This is a genomic window from Amycolatopsis sp. NPDC043887 (assembly GCF_056435665.1).
The window spans coordinates 637641-654610 of sequence record NZ_JBWKEB010000002.1; the positions used below are offsets into that span (position 1 = coordinate 637641).

Annotated in this window: 17 protein-coding genes; 5 read left to right on the forward strand and 12 right to left on the reverse strand. The window is 68.6% G+C overall.

Annotated elements, in window-relative coordinates:
• Nucleotides 1-41: 41 nt before the first annotated feature.
• From AC069H_RS08180 to AC069H_RS08190, 3 genes are read right to left on the reverse strand one after another with little or no spacing between them, the layout of a single operon-like run.
• On the reverse strand, nt 42-1025 hold the full coding sequence (locus AC069H_RS08180) for a TolB family protein (RefSeq protein ID WP_478231777.1): 984 nt from the start codon (nt 1023-1025) through the stop codon (nt 42-44).
• Nucleotides 1022-2266, reverse strand: a complete 1245-nt coding sequence (locus AC069H_RS08185; protein WP_478228655.1) for an MFS transporter — start codon at nt 2264-2266, stop codon at nt 1022-1024. Before AC069H_RS08185 ends, AC069H_RS08180 begins: the two co-directional genes overlap by 4 nt.
• Nucleotides 2267-2326: 60 nt before the next feature.
• Nucleotides 2327-3913 (reverse strand): discoidin domain-containing protein, encoded by a 1587-nt coding sequence (locus AC069H_RS08190; protein ID WP_478231778.1) that lies wholly within the window; start codon nt 3911-3913, stop codon nt 2327-2329.
• 148 nt (nt 3914-4061) lie between these two features.
• Here AC069H_RS08190 and AC069H_RS08195 point away from each other — a divergent pair, with 148 nt between their 5' ends.
• Entirely contained in the window at nt 4062-4706 is a 645-nt protein-coding gene (locus AC069H_RS08195) for an HAD family hydrolase (protein ID WP_478228653.1), read from the forward strand.
• On the opposite strand, the gene AC069H_RS08200 is transcribed toward AC069H_RS08195, so the two are convergent.
• Entirely contained in the window at nt 4696-5163 is a 468-nt protein-coding gene (locus AC069H_RS08200) for an NUDIX hydrolase (protein ID WP_340683668.1), read from the reverse strand. The two genes, AC069H_RS08195 and AC069H_RS08200, sit on opposite strands and share 11 nt — an antisense overlap.
• Nucleotides 5164-5304: 141 nt before the next feature.
• Here AC069H_RS08200 and AC069H_RS08205 point away from each other — a divergent pair, with 141 nt between their 5' ends.
• Both AC069H_RS08205 and AC069H_RS08210 read left to right on the forward strand, forming a co-directional pair.
• Complete coding sequence (locus AC069H_RS08205; RefSeq protein WP_478228651.1) at nt 5305-5748, forward strand: DoxX family protein; 444 nt, start codon at nt 5305-5307, stop codon at nt 5746-5748.
• A gap of 195 nt (nt 5749-5943) precedes the next feature.
• A complete protein-coding gene (locus AC069H_RS08210; protein ID WP_478231779.1) occupies nt 5944-6387 on the forward strand; it encodes a DoxX family protein in 444 nt (147 codons plus the stop codon).
• 67 nt (nt 6388-6454) lie between these two features.
• Here AC069H_RS08210 and AC069H_RS08215 read toward each other — a convergent pair whose 3' ends face one another.
• From AC069H_RS08215 to AC069H_RS08245, 7 genes are all read right to left on the reverse strand, one after another.
• On the reverse strand, nt 6455-7060 hold the full coding sequence (locus AC069H_RS08215; RefSeq protein ID WP_478228649.1) for a GTP-binding protein: 606 nt from the start codon (nt 7058-7060) through the stop codon (nt 6455-6457).
• Complete coding sequence (locus AC069H_RS08220; RefSeq protein ID WP_034315285.1) at nt 7041-7412, reverse strand: DUF742 domain-containing protein; 372 nt, start codon at nt 7410-7412, stop codon at nt 7041-7043. The genes AC069H_RS08215 and AC069H_RS08220 overlap by 20 nt, the downstream gene beginning before the upstream one ends.
• Nucleotides 7409-7819, reverse strand: a complete 411-nt coding sequence (locus AC069H_RS08225; RefSeq protein WP_037341577.1) for a roadblock/LC7 domain-containing protein — start codon at nt 7817-7819, stop codon at nt 7409-7411. The genes AC069H_RS08220 and AC069H_RS08225 overlap by 4 nt, the downstream gene beginning before the upstream one ends.
• Nucleotides 7820-10324, reverse strand: coding sequence for a sensor histidine kinase (locus AC069H_RS08230; protein WP_478231780.1), 2505 nt, complete (start codon nt 10322-10324; stop codon nt 7820-7822).
• A gap of 393 nt (nt 10325-10717) precedes the next feature.
• On the reverse strand, nt 10718-11047 hold the full coding sequence (locus tag AC069H_RS08235; protein ID WP_478228647.1) for a hypothetical protein: 330 nt from the start codon (nt 11045-11047) through the stop codon (nt 10718-10720).
• A 276-nt stretch (nt 11048-11323) separates the two neighbouring features.
• Nucleotides 11324-12505, reverse strand: coding sequence for a kynureninase (locus AC069H_RS08240; RefSeq protein WP_478231781.1), 1182 nt, complete (start codon nt 12503-12505; stop codon nt 11324-11326).
• On the reverse strand, nt 12489-13136 hold the full coding sequence (locus tag AC069H_RS08245) for a transcriptional regulator (protein ID WP_478231782.1): 648 nt from the start codon (nt 13134-13136) through the stop codon (nt 12489-12491). Before AC069H_RS08245 ends, AC069H_RS08240 begins: the two co-directional genes overlap by 17 nt.
• Before the next feature lie 149 nt (nt 13137-13285).
• Here AC069H_RS08245 and AC069H_RS08250 point away from each other — a divergent pair, with 149 nt between their 5' ends.
• Nucleotides 13286-15148: an AMP-dependent synthetase/ligase gene (locus AC069H_RS08250; protein ID WP_478231783.1), complete on the forward strand. Its 1863-nt coding sequence runs from the start codon at nt 13286-13288 to the stop codon at nt 15146-15148.
• Nucleotides 15149-15320: 172 nt separating this feature from the next.
• Nucleotides 15321-15977 (forward strand): maleylpyruvate isomerase N-terminal domain-containing protein, encoded by a 657-nt coding sequence (locus AC069H_RS08255; RefSeq protein WP_478231784.1) that lies wholly within the window; start codon nt 15321-15323, stop codon nt 15975-15977.
• 28 nt (nt 15978-16005) lie between these two features.
• Here the strand turns inward: AC069H_RS08255 and AC069H_RS08260 are convergent, their stop codons facing one another.
• Entirely contained in the window at nt 16006-16899 is an 894-nt protein-coding gene (locus tag AC069H_RS08260) for an SDR family NAD(P)-dependent oxidoreductase (protein ID WP_478231785.1), read from the reverse strand.
• Nucleotides 16900-16970: the final 71 nt, after the last annotated feature.

Genomic DNA, 16970 nt, shown 5'->3' on the forward strand with positions numbered 1-16970 from the left:
CCTTCCCCTCAATAGAACCGTCCTTACCACTCACGAGCCCACTACACGCCCGCCGGCGAACTGCCCTGCTCGACCACCACCCGGGCCGCCCCGCTCCCGTCCGCCGGAACCGCCCAGATCGCCGAGTCCACGCCGTACGCCACGGTCCGGTCGTCGAGCCAGGTCGCCTGGTCGTCCACGCTGCGCGTCTCGGCCAGCATGGTCTCCTTCCCGGAGGCCAGGTCGAGGACGGCGAGCCGCCACGGCGCCGCGAGGTCGGCGGAAACCTTCTTCTTGAAGGCGATCCGCTTCCCGTCCGGTGAGAGCGACGGGCATTCGACGTTCTCCCGGATCATCCTCGCGACGAGCTTCTCGTAGTCCGCCTCGACCAGGTACGTCTTCCCCTTCGTCCCCACAGTCGCGTAGAAGCGCTTGCCGTCGGGGGTGAAGGTGATCCCCCAGTAGTTCACGTCGGACGAGTAGTACGGCTTGCCGTCGAGCAGGAGCCCCATCTCCTCGATGCTCTTCATCAGTTTCCCGGTCGTCAGGTCGAAGATCCCCGCCCTGGTCGAAAACCCTGTCTCCGCATAGGAATCCCCGTTGACGAACAGCGTCCAGTAGGCGAGCTTCCCGTCCGGCGAGACCCGGCCGCGGCTGGGGGTGCCGGGCAGTTCGATCCGGCGGATCTCCTTGAGGTCCTTGTCCAGCACGATGACGTCGGTCATCGGCGGCAGCACGCCGGGTTGCGCGGCCAGGCACAGCGCGGTCCCCGCCGAGGCGGCGAACCGGTCGCAGCTGAGGCCGGACACCTTCCTCGGCTCGCCGGGCCGGTCGACCGGGACGGTCGCGAGATGGCCGAAGTCGGGGCCTTCGGCGGTGTTGCGGAACAGTAGCTGTCCCTTCGCCTGCACCGAAACGGGTTGCCCGGACACGACGGCGACGGCGTTGACGTCCGGTCCGCGGTCCCGGGAGACGACACCGTAGCCGACGGCCGCCGCGATCAAGACGACGACGGCCGCCACCACTCCGAGGATCCGCGCTTTCATGCGTATGTCCGCAAAGGACGGAGCACGGCGGCGACGACGACCACCACGGCCAGCGCGCCCGCGGCGACCAGGACCGCGGCGTGCAGATCCCACGTGGTCCAGGCGAGTCCGAAAAGGACGGACGCGAGCATCCGCGTGGTCGCCTGCCCGGTCTGCACCAGCGCCAGCCCGCTCGCCCGCTGGTGCTCGGGCAGCAGCGGCCCGGCGGCGGCCATCAGGACACCGTCGGTGGCCGCGTAGAAGACACCGTGCAGCACGAGCGCCAGCACCGCGAGGATGCCGCCGTCCACCGGCCCGAGCAGCGCCAGCAGCGCGACGACCAGCGCGACGTGCCCGCCGAGGAACACCTTCCAGCGGCCGATCCGGTCCGAAAGCCTGCCGAGCGGAACGGCGAGCAGCAGGTACACACCGGCGGTTCCCAATGGCAGCAAGGGAAAGAAGACCGCGCCGAGTTCCCAACGGCGCTGCAGCACGAGGTAGAGGAACGAGTCGCTGAGGGTGACCAGGCCCAGCAGCGCCGCCCAGACGCAGATCCGGCGGAACGACGCCTGCCGGATCAGGCCGGCGGTCTCGCGCAAGGAGACCTTGGGCCGCTCGGCTCGCGGCTTCGGCTGATGGTCCTTGACCAGCACCACCAGGATGATCACGCCGATCGCGGCGATGCAGAAGCTCGTGAAGAACACAGAGTCGTAGCTGCCGAGGCTGAGCCAGAGCACCGCCATCGCGACCAGCGGTCCGAGGAACGCGCCGAAGGTGTCCATCGCGCGGTGCACACCGAACGCGCGGCCGAGGTGTTCCGGGTCGCTGCTCAAGGTGATCAGCGCGTCCCGCGGCGCGGTCCGGACGCCTTTGCCGGTGCGGTCTGCCGCGAGCACGGCACCGATCGCGACGGTGGACGAACCCGCCAGCATCAGGCCGATCTTGCCCAGTGCCGAGAGCCCGTAACCGAAGCAGGCGACCGCCTTGAGTTTCTGCCAGCGGTCCGCGAGGTGGCCGCCGACGAGCCGGACGACGGCGGTGACACCGGAGTAGAGGCCGTCGAGCACACCGAACTGCAGCGGACTCAGGCCGAGGCCGAGGACGAGGTAGAGCGGGAGTACCGCGGTCACCATCTCCGACGAGATGTCGGTGACCAGGCTGACCAGGCCGAGCGCGACGACGTTCCCGGTGACGGCCCGTTTCACACCGCTCTTCGGGACATCCGCCGCGGCGTCCGCTCCTCTACTGGTGGCTATGTACATGGGAGACCTCCAGCGCCGTGAGGAGGTGCCGGGCCGCGACGCGGCACCTCCTCACGGGGATCAGTGGCAGGTGTAGGTGGGAGAGGAGTCGATGGTCTTGCCGTCGAGACCGATCAGCTGGGTCGAGAAGGCGTTGTCCGACATGTTCAGCTTGAGCACCCCGTAGGTCGAGATCGCCTTCGCCGTGGCCGGGTGCTCCGTCTTGACCGGGTACAGGCTCGCCCCGCCACCGCCGCCGATGATCTGCACCGGACCCGCGGGGTCCTTGTCGCCGTCGGCGTTCTGCGGGTAGAACCGTTCGTAGTGGTGGTCGTGCCCGTTGAGCACCAGGTCGACCTTGTTCTGGACCAGGGTCTCCCAGAGGGTGGCCATCTTGCTGTTGTCGCCGTGGTCACCGGAGGTGTAGCGCGGGTGGTGGTAGTACGCGGCGACGCAGGGCTTCGTGTTGTTCTTCAGGTCCTGCTTGATCCAGTTCAGCTGCTCGTCGCTGATCGCGTTCGCGGCGAGGCCGGGCGAGAACTCCGTGCTGTCGATGGCGACGAAGTGCCAGTTGCCCATTTCCCAGCTGTAGTAGGTCTTCCCGTTCGGCGTCGCGATCTTGCCGAAGTACTGCTTGTAGGCGCCCAGCGGAGTGTGGTCGTAGGTCTCGTGGTTGCCGGGGACCGGGTGCATGATGTTCTTGTACTTGCCCCAGGTCTTGTCGAAGTACTTCGTGAAGTCCTCGATGTGGGCGTCGTCGTACTGGTTGTCGCCCATGGTGATGACCGCGGCCGGGTTCATCTGGCCGACCAGCGCGGCCGTCTTCGGGTGGATGCACGAAGACGACGAAGCGGTGCACTGTTCGGCGATGTCGCCGGAGGCGGCGAGGACGAACGACGAACCGCCCGCCTGTGTGGTCGCCTGGATCTGGTTGCTGGTCGCCGAGGTGTTGCCGGCGGCGTCCTTCGCGCGGACGGTGTACGTGTACGCGGTCGACGCGCTCAGCCCGCTGTCGGTATAGGAAGCGCTTTCCGTAGTGCCGACGACCTGGCCGTTCCGCAGCACCTCGTAGCCGCTGACGCCGACGTTGTCCGTCGAGCCGGTCCACGTCAGGTCCACAGTGGACGCGGTGACCGAACCGGCCTTGAGATTCGCCGGCGCGGTGGGCGCCTGCGTGTCGCCGGAGGAGTCCGACGTCCCGTAAACCTGCATCTCCCAAAGGGAGTAGCCGTAACTGGTGGCGCGTTTGGTGCCGACGAGGCGCAGGTACCGGCCGCGGGCGGCCAACCCGGTGAGGTCGTCGGTCCCGCCGTTGCCGTTGGTGACGGACTTGATCGAGGTCCACGCCGAGCCGTCGTTGGAGACTTCCAGCCGGTACGCGGTGGCGTACGCCGCTTCCCAGTTCAGCTTGACCCGGTTGATGGCCGAAGGGCCGCCGAGGTCGACGCGGATGAACTGCGGGTCCACGCCTTCCGCGCTCGCCCAGCGGGTGGTGCTCTTGCCGTCGACGGCGAGCGGACCGCCGTAAGAGGAGTTCTCCACCGAGGAGACGAGGACGGGTTTACCTTGGGACAAAAGGACATCAGCGGCTTGTGCGTTACCGCTGAGCAGCGTCGGCAACAGGATGACGGCCGCGCCTAGTGGCAGTAGTCGGGTTCGGGCCTTCACATCGATCTCCCCGGGAATCCGTGGCGGCGGGTTGAGAGGGACGGGTGCGCGGCGTTCACTTCGAGTACACATGTTCGTTTGGTAAGTTTCCTAACGAATGCGTACGGTAATCCGTACCACTCAGTGAGTCAAGACGTAGACTCGTCCCATGACCGGCGCATTGATCTTCGACTTCGACGGGACGCTGGTCGACACCGAGGCGGCCGTCCTCGCGGCCTGGCAGGAGACCTTCCGCGCTCGCGGCGGCGAGCTCCCCCTCGACGTCTGGCACACCGTGATCGGCACGCAGAACACCGCCGTCGCGATGTTCGAACTACTGGAGAAGAACGACGAGAACCTGGACAGGGTCGCGGTCCGCACCGGCGTCCGCGCCAGGGTCACCGAGCTGCTGGAGTCGGCGGGGCCACGTCCCGGCGTCGTGAAGTACCTCGCGGACGCGAAGGAGCACGGCCTGCGGCTGGCCATCGCGTCCAGTTCGACCGGCGACTGGGTCACTACGCACCTGAACCGCCTGGGCCTCGCGGACGCGTTCGAGGCCGTCCTCACCGGTGACCTCCACGAGGCGAAGCCGAGCCCGGACCTCTACCTTGCCGCGCTCGCCGCGCTGGACCTGCCCGCGGCCGAGGCGATCGCGTTCGAGGACTCACCGCACGGCGTCACCGCGGCGAAGGCCGCCGGGCTCGAATGCGTCGCCGTGCCGAACGAGATCACCGCGGTACTGAACTTCGACCACGCCGACCTCGTACTGGGTTCGCTGGCCGACAAACCACTCGGCGAGTTACTCAACCGTTGAGCAGTTCACCCAGCCGGACGAGGAACGGGCGCTGGCCTTTGAGCAGCTTCTCCTCCGCTTCGGCCAGCGCGAACCAGGCGACCCTGTCGACCTCCGGGAACTCCTGCGTCCGGCCCGACCGCGGCGGCCACTCCATCTCGAAGGTGCCCGGCACCACTTGAGCCGGGTCGAGGTCGCCCTCCACCGCCCAGACCGTCACGACCTTGCCGCCGGACTGCTTCACGACGCCGAGCGGGAGGTACTCCCCCTCGGGCGCCGGCAACCCCAGTTCCTCCTGGAACTCGCGCCGCGCCGCGGCCTCCGGTGCCTCGTCCGGCTCGTACTCGCCCTTGGGCACCGACCAGCCGCCCGCGTCCTTCTTCGCCCAGAACGGCCCGCCCATATGCCCGAGCAGCACCTCGGTCACCTCGCCCGACCTGCGGAAGAGCAGGATCCCGGCACTCGTCTTACCCGCCATGCCGTCCAGTCTGGCCTTGCTCCGACCGGGTGATGTGACCGGCCCGCGAAAAAAGTTTCCGCGCGGATGTCGATTCACGCCGGGCCTGTCCGACGCGTTGTCAGAAGCCGCCCGACAGACACTCCCGGAAGGACCGGAACCATGACGCAGACCATCACCCCCGCCAAGACCACCGCCGCCACCACCACCCCGCGTGCCGCCAAGGCACAGGGCGCGATCCAGTCCGCCGTCCGGATCGTCGTCTCGTTCCTCTTCCTCTGCCACGGTTTGCAGGGATTCGGATTCTTCGGTGGCGTCGACGGTGCGGGCGGCTCGGTCGAGCTCGGTTCCTGGCCCGGCTGGTACGGCAGCGTGATCGAACTCGTCGGCGCCGCCTTCGTGCTGGTCGGTCTGTTCACCCGGCCGGTCGCGGTGCTCCTCTCCGGTGTCATGGCCTACGCCTACTTCACCGTGCACGCGCCGGAAGGCCTGCTGCCGCTGCAGAACATGGGCGAGCTGTCGACCCTCTACTGCTGGATCTTCCTGCTGATCGCCGCGATCGGCCCGGGCACCTACGCCCTCGACACCTTGCGCCGCCGCCGCTGAACGGAAAACGCGAGGCCCCTTTCCTGGAACCATTCCAGGAAAGGGGCCTTTTTATCGCGAACCTGTCGATTCGCTGTCAATAAACGGGGCATACCATGGAATTACCCCCCGAAAGAAAGTTCCCTGCCGATGGGGGTATCCGGCATCCTCTATCGCATCAATGGTTTAGACCACCTTGAGCCGGAAGGATGCGTCATGACCCAGACAGCCGCCGCCACGACCACGGAAGTCGGCCCGACCTCTCCCAAGTGGCAGGGACTGGCCCTCTCCGTCGTCCGCGTTGTGGTCTCGTTCCTCTTCCTCTGCCACGGCCTGCAGAAGATGGGCCTGTTCGACAAGCCCGCCGTACCGTTCGCCACCTGGCCGGGCTGGTACGCCGGGGTGATCGAAACGGTCGGCTCGCTGCTGATCCTGGCGGGCCTGTTCACCCGCCCGGTCGCGGTGCTGCTCTCGGGCACGATGGCGTACGCGTACTTCGTCGTACACCAGCCCGACGCGCTGCTGCCGTTGCAGAACAAGGGCGAGACGGCCGCGCTGTACTCCTGGATCTTCCTGCTGTTCGCGGTGGTGGGACCGGGCACCTACGCCCTCGACACCCTGCTCCGCCGCCGCAAGTCCCTGAGCCCCCGCCTCGGATGACATGAAGGACGCTTTCATCGCAAGATTTGCGATGAAAGCGTCCTTCATTGCACAACGGCGAGGGGCGTCAGCGGCCCTGTGGCAGCCCCGCGGCCAGGTCCGACAGCGTCAGCACGTGCTCCATCAGCACGGTCAACACCTGCTTCGTCGAATCGCGTTCCCGCGCGTCGCACAGCAGCAGCGGGACGTCCATGCCGACGTCGAGCGCCTGCCGGACCTCCTCGGTGCCGTAACGGTAGGCGTTGTCGAAGCAGTTGACGGCGACGACGAACGGCAGTCCGCGGCGCTCGAAGAAGTCCACGGCCGCGAAGCAGCTGTCGAGCCGCCTAGTGTCGGCCAGCACGACCGCGCCCAGCGCGCCTTCGGCCAGCTCGTCCCACATGAACCAGAACCGGTCCTGTCCGGGCGTGCCGAACAGGTAAAGGATCAGCTCGGGGTTGATGGTGATCCGGCCGAAGTCGAGCGCCACCGTGGTGGTCGTTTTCTTCTCGACACCGGTGAGGTCGTCGACGCCCTCGGACGCCGCGGTGATGACCTCCTCGGTGCGCAGCGGGGGAACCTCGCTGACCGAACCGACCATCGTGGTCTTACCGACCCCGAACCCGCCGGCGATGAGAACCTTGACCGCGTTCGCGGTCAAGGATCGCCGGGGCTCAGAGTTTCCGGATGCCATCAAGAACCGCCTGGAGTACGTGTTTGTTGGGGGTGTCGGTGACCGGGGTCGCGGTGCGGAACAGCACGAGGTTCTGTTCGATGAGGTCGCTCAGCAGCACCTTCACCACCGGCAGCGGCAGGTCTATGCGCGCGGCGACCTCCGCGACGGAAGTCGGTCTCTGGCACAGGTTGAGGATCCGCCCGTACTCCGGCTCGAAGCCCGCCACCTCCTGCGAGGAGCGCATCGCGACCACCAGGGTGATCAGGTCGAGGCCGATCGTGTCCGAGCGGGTGCGCCCGCCCGTGACGGCGTACGACCGGACCAGCGGCCCGGCCTCCTCCTCGAACCACGACTCGTGCCGCCCGCTCATGGCGACGTGGGAGTCGCGGCGCGGGGCGCTGAGGTGAGCACCGCGCCGACCCGTTTGACCATCAGGTTCATCTCGTAGGCCACGAGGCCCATGTCCGCGTCCTCCTTCGCCAGCAGCGCGAGGCACGCACCGCGGCCCGCCGCGGTGACGAACAGGAAGGCGTGGTCCATCTCGACCATGGTCTGGCGGACGTTGCCGCCACCGAAATGCCGTCCCGTGCCCCGCGCGAGGCTCTGGAACGCCGACGCGACCGCGGACAGGTGCTCACCGTCCTGCTCCGACAGGTTCCCGGACCGACCGATGAGCAGGCCGTCGGAGGACAGGACTACCGCCCTGTCGGCACCGCTGACGCGCTTGACCAGGTCATCCAGCAACCAGTCGAGTTCACTGACTCCCGCGTTGGCCATCTAGTCACGATCTCCGTACATGTCGAGGTCGGTGTAATCGTCGGTCGGTTCGGTGTCCCGCGCGCGGCGCGTGCCCTGTTGGAACGCGGCGAGGCGGTTCCTCGCCAGCTCGGGGGTGTCCTCGCGGACGTCCTCGCGCTGGGCGGCGGGCCGGTCCTCCATCAGCTGGGGGACCAGGTTCGCCTGACGGCGGCGCTGCGGCAGCGGTGGCCTGCCGGGCGCCTCGGGGCCGGGCCGCCGGGTCTGCGGCGGACGGCCGTCCTGCGGCCGGGTGTCGGCGGGCGGCCACGCCGGCGGCTGCGCCGGCTGCGGACGACCCTCGGCACGCACGGGCTCGGAGCGGATCGGCTCGGGCCGCGGAGTCTCCGGCCGGGGAACCCGTGGCGGACGTGGGGGCAACGGCGGCAACGCGGATCCGGGTTGTTCCGGGGCCTGCTGCTGGGGTTGCGGCTGCGGCGCGACCGGCATCGGCACGGGCAGCTCGGGCCGCTCCGCGGGGATCTCGGTGCGGTGGCGGGCACGACGGCCCGGAAGCAGCGGCGCGGCTTCCGGCACCTCGGTGCTCTCGGGGTCCACCTCGTCCTCCGGCTGATCAGACGGGACCGGCGCGAGCAGGTCGGTGCGGACGAGCACGATGGCCCTGGTGCCGCCGTACGCGGATTCGCGCAGGTGCACGGAGATCCCGTGCCGCGCGGCGAGGCGCGCGACCACGAACAGGCCCAGCCGTGGCTCGGCTGACAGGGCCATGATGCCGAAGTCCGGCGGATCGGCCAACATCGCGTTCAGCTCGGCGGCCTGTTCTGGCTCGATGCCGAGGCCCTGGTCCTCGACCTCGATCACGACACCCTTGCCGACCACGTTGCCCCGCAGCTCGACGCGCGATTGCGGCGGCGAGAAGGACGTCGCGTTGTCGATCAGCTCGGCGAGCAGGTGCACGAGGTCGCCGACGACCGGGCCCTGCACCGCCATCGCGGGCATCTTCGCCGTCTTCACCCTGGCGAAGTCCTCGGTCTCGGCCGAGGCGCCGCGGGTCAGCTCGGCCAGCGTCACCGGCTTGCGCCACTGACGGCCGGGCTGTCCGCCACCGAGGATGATCAGGTTCTCCGCGTTGCGGCGGGCGCGGGTCGAGAGGTGGTCCAGCTGGAAGAGCGTTTCCAGCTGCTCCGGGTCCTCCTGCTTGCGCTCGGCCTGGTCGAGCACCTTGAGCTGGCGGTGCACGATGACCTGGCTCCGGTGCGCGATGTTGAGGAACACCGTCTTGGTGCCCTCACGGGTCTTGGCCTCTTCGACCGCGGCCGCGATGGCGGTCTGCTGCGCCTTGTTGAAGGCCTCGGCGACCTGGCCGATCTCGTCGTCGCCGTGGTCGAGGAAGTGGCCCTTGTCGTCGAGGTCGACGGGTTCGCCCGCCCGCACGCGGTCCACCAGTTCCGGCAGCCGGATCTCGGCGACGTCGAGGGTGTCCTCACGCAGCCGCGCCAGCCGTCCGATGAGCCGGTTGGACAGCCGCAGGGCGATGACGAACACGCCGATCGCCACCAGCAGCGCGAGGGCCGCGGCGATGGCCGACGTGATCAGCGTCCGGTCGGCGTCGTCGACCGCCTGCGTCGTGGCCGTACCACTCTGCTCGACGAAGCCGCGCATCATCGCGTCGCTGACGCCGCGCGCGGCCTGCAGCCACGTCTGCTCGGGGATGGGGAGCGTGGCCTTGCTGTTCTGCAGGAAGGTGTTCTCGACCGTGGTGACGGCCTTCCACGGATCGCTCGCGACGAGCTGGTCGAACTTCGCCTTGACGTCCGGGAGCATCCGCGAGACCGACGACTCCAGCTGCGAGCGGTAGGAACCGACCTCGGTCACGTAGGCGCGGTAGGTCTCGTCGGTGAAGCCGCCGCCGGCGACGGCCGCGGCGGCGAGGGCGTTCGCGCGCTGCATCTGGTCGATGGCGGTGAACAACGGGACCGCGGTGATCCGCTGATAGGCGTTCTCGGCGTTCGGCGCGTCCTGGGCCAGCCCGGTGAGGCCCTCGACGAACTGGTCGAGGATCTGGTTGTAGAAGGTGAAGGCGTCCAGCAGCGGGAGCTGGCCGGAGTCGGCCGACTGCCGGATCTGCGGCGCCTTCTGCAGGAGCCCGTTCAGCGTGGCGATGTTGCGCTGCACGCTGTCGGGCGAGTCACCGACGAACTTCTGCAGATGCGCGGCGACGCCCTGGGCGGCGGCGTCGGTCTTGGCGCGCTGCTCGGTGAGCGTGGCGTGCTGCGACCGGTCGCCGGCGAGCTCGCGCAGCGTCAGGCGCCGCTCTTCCTGAACCTGGACGAAGAAGGGAAGAGAGGGGGCTTCCGAGTCACGGATTCGCTGCGCGTAGTCACGGCCGTCGACCGCGTCGGAGATCAGGTACCCGCCGATCGCCAGACCGACCAGCATCAGCGCGATGCTCGGAATGAGCGCGATCGTCAGAACGCGCGAACGAATCGAAGAGCCGCGGCCTCGTCGAAGGGAATTCTGCTTCACCGTGGTCCGTTTTCCTTCCGGCAGTTTTTGGTGTCGGGTCGCCGGGGATTCCTACCCGCGGGATCCGATAGCCGGATCAACACAGCGTGGTCCGCTCCGCCCGCGAAGACGCTAGGAGACCCAAACGGGTGAGTCAAGTCCGGACGCGAAGGGTAGTCGCGTATGGCCGTGACCTGCTGACAAGAGGCAGCCGGACCAGGAAAGTCCACCACGTGGGACGGGGCGCCCGGCTAAGTGACTCACCAGTAGATCACCTGGCGGTTTACCGCAGGCAGCGGCTTGATCGGCACTCTTCGGACTCGATCAAGTCACACCTCGGCGCGTTCGTGTCCGAGCCGGAAAGTCCACGAAAACTACACGCCGTGACCTCGCTCACGCTTTCGGAACAGAGCTTCACATACCGTTCGGTTTGCGAACGACATCACCGCGGAGCAACGCCGTCGTAACGCCCTTCGCGCCACGAAATCGAGAATTCCCGCCGCCCATTGCCGTCGATTCGGCGAAATGATCTTCGCGGGAACCGCCGAGCTCGTCGTCGAGGAGCGCGTCGACCCTCCCGGAGGCGTCGCGAAGGATCCGGGCGCCCGCCCAGCACAAGGTCGCCACCCCGCAGACGAGGATCACGACGAGAGCGGTCTCGACCGGATACCGGGTACCGAACTCGTTGAGCAGAAAACCGGAGGCGGCACCGGACACGGCGACGGCGACATAGGTGAACGACATGGTCCCCTCCTTCTCCCGGCGCTGCGGCCCGCGCCTCGCCGGTAAGACGGGCGACGCGGGTTTTCCTTACGCCACAAGGGAAGGATCTACGTCACACACGCGGCGAGCGAATATCGAGATTAACAGCGGATTCGCGAAAGATCGCGCGTTCTCCCCCGCCGGGGCGAGGTGATCACCTATTTGCCACGGATTCCCGAATGACGTTCACCCTTTTCGCCACCGCCAGTGTCATCCGGAAGACAGACCGGAGCCTTCGAAAATGATCGAAATACCTGCTCAGCTCCGGAGATCCCGCAGCGTCGTCACGGCGCGAAGCACCTCGCCGTAGGTCGTGTAGAGCGGCGCCAGCCCGAACCTCAGCACGTTGGGCGGCCGGAAGTCGCCGATCACGCCGCGGTCGGTCAAGGCCGCCATCGTCTTGGCCGCGTCGTCGTCGACGACCGAGATCTGGTGGCCGCGGTCTTCACCGCGCGGGGTCGGGATCGTCGCGCCGTCGAGGAGTTCGTCGGCGCACCGGAAGAAGAACTCGCCGAGCGCGAGGCCCTTCTCCCGGAGCAGCCCGCGGTCCACGCCGTCCCAGACGTCGAGGGCCGCGTCCAGTGCCAGCAGCGAAAGGATGTCCGGCGTGCCCGCGCGGCCTCGCGCGATACCCGCGTCCGCCTCGTACGCGCCCCGCATCGCGAACGGGTCGCGGTCGCCGGCCCAGCCCGCCAGCGGCTGCTCGAACCGGTCCAGCCATTTCGTTGCCACATAAAGGAAAGCGGGCGAGCCGGGACCACCGTTGAGGAATTTGTAGGTGCAGCCGACGGCGAGATCCACGCCCGCCGCGTCGAGCTCGACCGGCAGCGCGCCGACGCTGTGACAGAGGTCCCAGAGCGCCAGTGCCCCGGCGCGGTGAAGCGCCGCGGTCAGTCCGGCCATGTCGTGGGCGCGCCCGGTGACGTAGTCGACGTGGTTGATCAGCGCGACGGCCGTCCGTTCGCCGGCCTGGGCGGGCAGGTCCTCGGCGACGACCCGGCGCACCGTGCGCCCGGTCAGCCGGGCGACCTCGTCGGCGATGTAGCCGTCGGTCGGGAAGGTGTCCGCGTCGACGAGGATCTCGTCGCGGCCGGGCTTGAGCCGGGTGGCGGCGACCAGCGCCTTGAACAGGTTCACGCTGGTCGAATCCGCCACGACGAGCTGCCCCGGCGCGGCGCCCACCAGCGGCGCGATCCGTTCACCGACCCGCACCGGAGCCTCCCACCAGCCCTCCGACCAGGATCGGATGAGCCGCCCGCCCCACTGCTCGCGGACGACCGCGGCGACGCGTCCGGCCACGTGCTTCGGCGGGGCCCCCAGCGAGTTGCCGTCGAAATAGGCGACGTCCGCGTCGAGGTCGAATTCGTTTCGCTTGTGCGCCAAGGGATCGGCCGCGTCCAGCGCCGCGGCCTCGGCTACGAGGTCAGTCACGGCGACCATCGTCGGCGAGAGTGTTCCAGAAGTCCAGTTCGTACGACTGGAAGAGCCGCGCGTGCGTCCGAGCGTCCTTTTCGGACAGTTCATGGACGTCGAGCGCGGCCTGCACGGCCCGGACGGCCAGCTCTTCGAGCTCGGGCGACGGCGCGCCGAAGAAGTCGAAGAAGGCGCAGGCCTCGTCGTCGAAGCCGTACCGCTCGCGCATCGCGGCGGCGATCGCGGCACAGTACCGGCCGAAGGCGGCGAAGTTGGCGACGATCGCCACGATGACGTCCGCCGGTTCGCCGTTGAGCGCGAGCCAGGCGACGAACGCCGGGTACGCCTGGCATCCCGCGCGCGGCTCGAAGCCGGGCGACTCCTCGGCGAGCGCCGCCAGCTTGCCGAGCGCCAGCCCCTCGCCGGAGGCCAACGCCGTGAAGAACTCCCGTGCCCGCTGCTCCTGGGAACGCGACGCGAGATGGAGGAAACTGCGCCAGTCACTACGGACGATCCGGTACTCCTCCGCGGCGATCGCGGCGAAGACCTCGCGCGGCGCCTCACCCGCCTCGACCAACGGGATGAGCCTGTTCTCGTCGTCGCGGGGCGCCAGCTCCGCCTGGACCGCGTCGATCAACTCGCGTGCCGAACCGGTCATCGTCGAGGCTCCTCCTGGTGCGGGACTGACGCGGTGAAAACGGGAAAGGTGGACATTTCGCGGAGCACGACCGTGGCCGCGATTCTCTATCCAGCACTGCCGGCAGCCCTTACAGTGTGCCTGATCAGGCAGCATCGAGGAGGCCAGCGTTGACCACCCAGCCGACCGTCGCCGAGCAGATCGAAGGCCAGACCATCCCCGCCCTGCTTCACCGCAACGCCCAGGAGTTCGGTGACCTGCCGGCGGTCACGTCACTCGACATCGAGGGCAAGCCGACCCTGAACTGGGCCGAATTCCGCACCGCCATCGCGGAGGTTTCCCGAGGACTCGCCGGCCTCGGGCTCGGCGTCCGCGACCGGATGCTGATCATGGCGCCGAGCAGTCCGGACCACCTGATCGCCGATCTCGCCGCGGCCCATCTCGGCGCGATCCCCTGTACCGCGTACGCGACGCTCAGCCCGGAGCAGATCGGGTTCGTCGCCCGGCACAGCGCCGCCGGCGTCGTCGTCCTCGCCGGTGCCGACGAACTCGGCCGCTGGTCGCAGGTCCTTGACGACCTGCCCGCGCTGCGGTACGTCGTCCTGCTCGACGCGTCCGTGGTCCCCAAGGACGACAAACGGTTCCTGTCGTTCGCCGAGCTGCGCGCGGCCGGCTCCGAAGCGCACGCGGCGGACCCGCAGGCGTTCGAGACCGCGTGGTCCGCGATCACCCCGGACGATCCGCTGTCGATGATCTACACCTCCGGCACCACCGGCGACCCCAAGGGTGTCGTGCTGTCGCACCGCAACGCGATCTACCAGGCCGTCGCCGTGCAGAAACTGCACGACTCGCCGATGCACGCCACGAACATCGCGTACCTGCCGCTCGCCCATATCGCCGAACGAGAACTGTCGATCTACATGCCGATCGTGTGGGCCGGGCACGTGCACACCGTCGCCGACCCGACGGGCGTCGTCGGCGCGCTGGGCCAGGTGCACCCGAAGAGCTTCTTCGGCGTCCCGCGGGTGTGGGAAAAGATGGTGGCCGGCCTCAAGAACCTGCTCGGCTCGCTGCCGGAGGACAAGCGGAACGGCCTGATCGCCGCGAACGAACTGCTGCAGCAGGGCTACAAACTGCGCAGTGACGGCAAGGAGGTGCCGCCGGAACTCGCCGAAAAGATCGCGCGGACCGACGCGGCCGCGCTCGCGCCGGTGCGGGCGATGCTGGGCCTCGACCAGATCGAGGTCGCCTCCAGCGGTGCCGCCGCGCTGCCGGTGGAGATCCTGTACTTCATCGCCGGGCTCGGCGTCGAGATCCAGGAGGTCTGGGGGCTGTCCGAGACCACCGGCGCGGTCACCTCGAACACGCCGTCGGCGTTCAAGGCCGGTTCGGTCGGCCGTCCGCTGGAAGGCATCGAGGTGAAGGTCGCCGAGGACGGCGAACTCCTCGTTCGCGGCGCGATCGTGTTCCTCGGCTACCTGCAGGCGGACGGCACGATCAACCCGGACGTCGACGCCGACGGCTGGCTCGCCACCGGCGACATCGGGACGATCGACGAACGCGGCTTCGTCACGATCACCGACCGCAAGAAGGAACTGATCATCACTTCGAGCGGCAAGAACATCGCCCCGACGAAGATCGAAGGTCTCCTGAAGGAACACCCGCTGATCGGGCAGGCCGTCGCGATCGGCGAGAAACGGCCGTACGTCACGGCGCTGATCGTCATCGACGACGAGATCGCGCCGGGCTGGGCGACCGCGAACGGCATCCAGCCGGCGGAAGGCGAATCGCTCGCCGACAACGCGGAGGTCCGCGCGGAGATCGAGAAGGCCGTCGAGGCGGCGAACGCGCGGCTGGCCAGGATCGAGCAGATCAAGCGGTACCACGTGATCCCCAAGGCCTGGACGCCGGAAAGCGGCGAGGTGACCCCGACCTTGAAGCTGAAGCGGCGGATCATCAACGACCGGTACGCGCCGACGATCGCGGACCTGTACGCGGCCGCTCCGGAAGCCGCCCCCGCCGCCGGTTCCTGACGCACGTAAGCCGTAAGACGCGTGCTTGAAGCCGTAACTCGCGTGTCTGGAGCCGTAACTCGCGAGTTACGTCTTCAAGCACGCGAGTTACGAGTTCGAGCACGCGTCTTACGGCTTCGAGCACGGGGCGAAGGAGTCGCGACCGGCGAGCGACCGCTGCTAACTTGCCGCCGTGGATCTCTTCTCCCGCTCCTGGGCGGCGCTCCTCGCCGCCGTCGCCGAAACCCCCGACGAAGACTTCGCCGAACCGTCCGGCTGCGCCGGCTGGCTGGTGCAGGACCTGGTGTGTCACCTGGTGATCGACGCCCAGGACGTCCTGATCACCCTCGCCACTCCCGCCGAGACGGAACCCACGCGCGACGCGGTCACCTACTGGGAGGTCGCCGAGAAGCCGCCCACCGGCGAGGACGACCTCGACGCACTGATCGTGCGGCTCGCCGCCGCCTACCAAGAGCCGCGGCTGCTCAAGTTCCACCTCGACGACGTCGGCTCCGCCGCGGGCCGCGCCGCCGGCCTGGCCGACCCTGCGACGCGGGTAGCCACCCGCGACATCGTCCTGACCGCGGGGGACTTCCTCTCCGCGTACGTCCTGGAGTGGACGCTGCACCACCTCGACCTGGTCGCGCATCTTCCGCACCTCGACGGCCCCGCCGCCGACAGCCTCGCCAGGACACGGCAGATCCTGGAGCAGCGCACCGGCGAAACGCTCCCGGCGTCGTTCGCCGACACGGACGCGCTACTGGTCGGCACCGGCCGCCGTCAGCCGACGGACGCCGAGAAGGCCGAACTAGGCGACCTGGCCGCGAAGCTGCCGTTCGTCGTCGGCTAAGTCTCAGGGCAGCGGCCGACTCGCGTGATCAGGCCGTCCGGGTCGACTCCGTCCACTTGCGCAGCCGGGGCGGGACACGCTTTTCGAGGCCGTAGTTCTCCAGGTGCGCGCTGAAGACCTCGTCGAAGGCGCGCTGCACGGTCTCGGTGTCCCACACCGGCCGCTCGAGGATGGGCTGCTTCAGATACGGCTGCCCCATGACGTGCAGCTGCGGCCCGTTGCAGCGGATCATCTGCCCGGTGATCCCGTCGGATCCGGAGCCGAGCAGGAAGAGCACGACGGGCGCGATCCGCGACGGCGTCCGGTCCGGCGGGCAGGCCCGCAGCGACCGTTCGGATTTCCACACCATTCGGGTATGCGCGAGCGGGCAGACCGCGTTCACCCGGATCCCGCTCTCCTCCAGGTCGAGCGCCCACGAGTAGGTCAGCGAAGCTACGGCGCCCTTGCTGGCGGCGTACACGCCGAGCTTGCGCTGCCCGAGCGACGCCCCCGAAGAGATGTTGACGATCGAGCCCGGCTTGCCCCGCGCCACCATCGCCTTGATCGCGGCGAGCCCGGTGTACATGACGCCGAGGACGTTCACCTCGATCAGTTCGCGGGCCTGCTCGACGTCGTCCTCCCACGGAAGCGCCTCGTAGTTCAGGCCCGCGTTGTTGACCAGCCCGTCGATCGCGCCGAACTCGGCGAGGCACAGGTCGACGATCTCCTGTGCCTGCTTCGGATCCGCGACGCTGTGCCCGCTGGCGACCGCCCTGCCCCCGGACCGGCGGATGTTCTCCGTCGTCCGTTCGGCCAGTTCGGCGTCGATGTCGTTGACCACGACGGCCCCGCCCGCCCTCGCGACGTGCACCGCGAACGCCTCGCCGAGGCCTCGCCCCGCCCCGGTCACGACGACGGCCTTGTCTTCGAGCAACCCGTTCATCGCCTTCACCCCTTTGACCCAGCCGGCCTCCACCTCCAGACCGGTCTCTACTCAGTGTTGGACCATTCGGC

Coding starts and splice junctions, on each gene's coding strand:
- AC069H_RS08180 (WP_478231777.1), bottom strand. CDS start 1,025: ATGAAAGCGCGGATCCTCGGAGTGGTGGCGGCCGTCGTCGTCTTGATC.
- AC069H_RS08185 (WP_478228655.1), bottom strand. CDS start 2,266: ATGTACATAGCCACCAGTAGAGGAGCGGACGCCGCGGCGGATGTCCCG.
- AC069H_RS08195 (WP_478228653.1), top strand. CDS start 4,062: ATGACCGGCGCATTGATCTTCGACTTCGACGGGACGCTGGTCGACACC.
- AC069H_RS08200 (WP_340683668.1), bottom strand. CDS start 5,163: ATGGCGGGTAAGACGAGTGCCGGGATCCTGCTCTTCCGCAGGTCGGGC.
- AC069H_RS08205 (WP_478228651.1), top strand. CDS start 5,305: ATGACGCAGACCATCACCCCCGCCAAGACCACCGCCGCCACCACCACC.
- AC069H_RS08210 (WP_478231779.1), top strand. CDS start 5,944: ATGACCCAGACAGCCGCCGCCACGACCACGGAAGTCGGCCCGACCTCT.
- AC069H_RS08215 (WP_478228649.1), bottom strand. CDS start 7,060: ATGGCATCCGGAAACTCTGAGCCCCGGCGATCCTTGACCGCGAACGCG.
- AC069H_RS08220 (WP_034315285.1), bottom strand. CDS start 7,412: ATGAGCGGGCGGCACGAGTCGTGGTTCGAGGAGGAGGCCGGGCCGCTG.
- AC069H_RS08225 (WP_037341577.1), bottom strand. CDS start 7,819: ATGGCCAACGCGGGAGTCAGTGAACTCGACTGGTTGCTGGATGACCTG.
- AC069H_RS08235 (WP_478228647.1), bottom strand. CDS start 11,047: ATGTCGTTCACCTATGTCGCCGTCGCCGTGTCCGGTGCCGCCTCCGGT.
- AC069H_RS08240 (WP_478231781.1), bottom strand. CDS start 12,505: ATGGTCGCCGTGACTGACCTCGTAGCCGAGGCCGCGGCGCTGGACGCG.
- AC069H_RS08245 (WP_478231782.1), bottom strand. CDS start 13,136: ATGACCGGTTCGGCACGCGAGTTGATCGACGCGGTCCAGGCGGAGCTG.
- AC069H_RS08260 (WP_478231785.1), bottom strand. CDS start 16,899: ATGAACGGGTTGCTCGAAGACAAGGCCGTCGTCGTGACCGGGGCGGGG.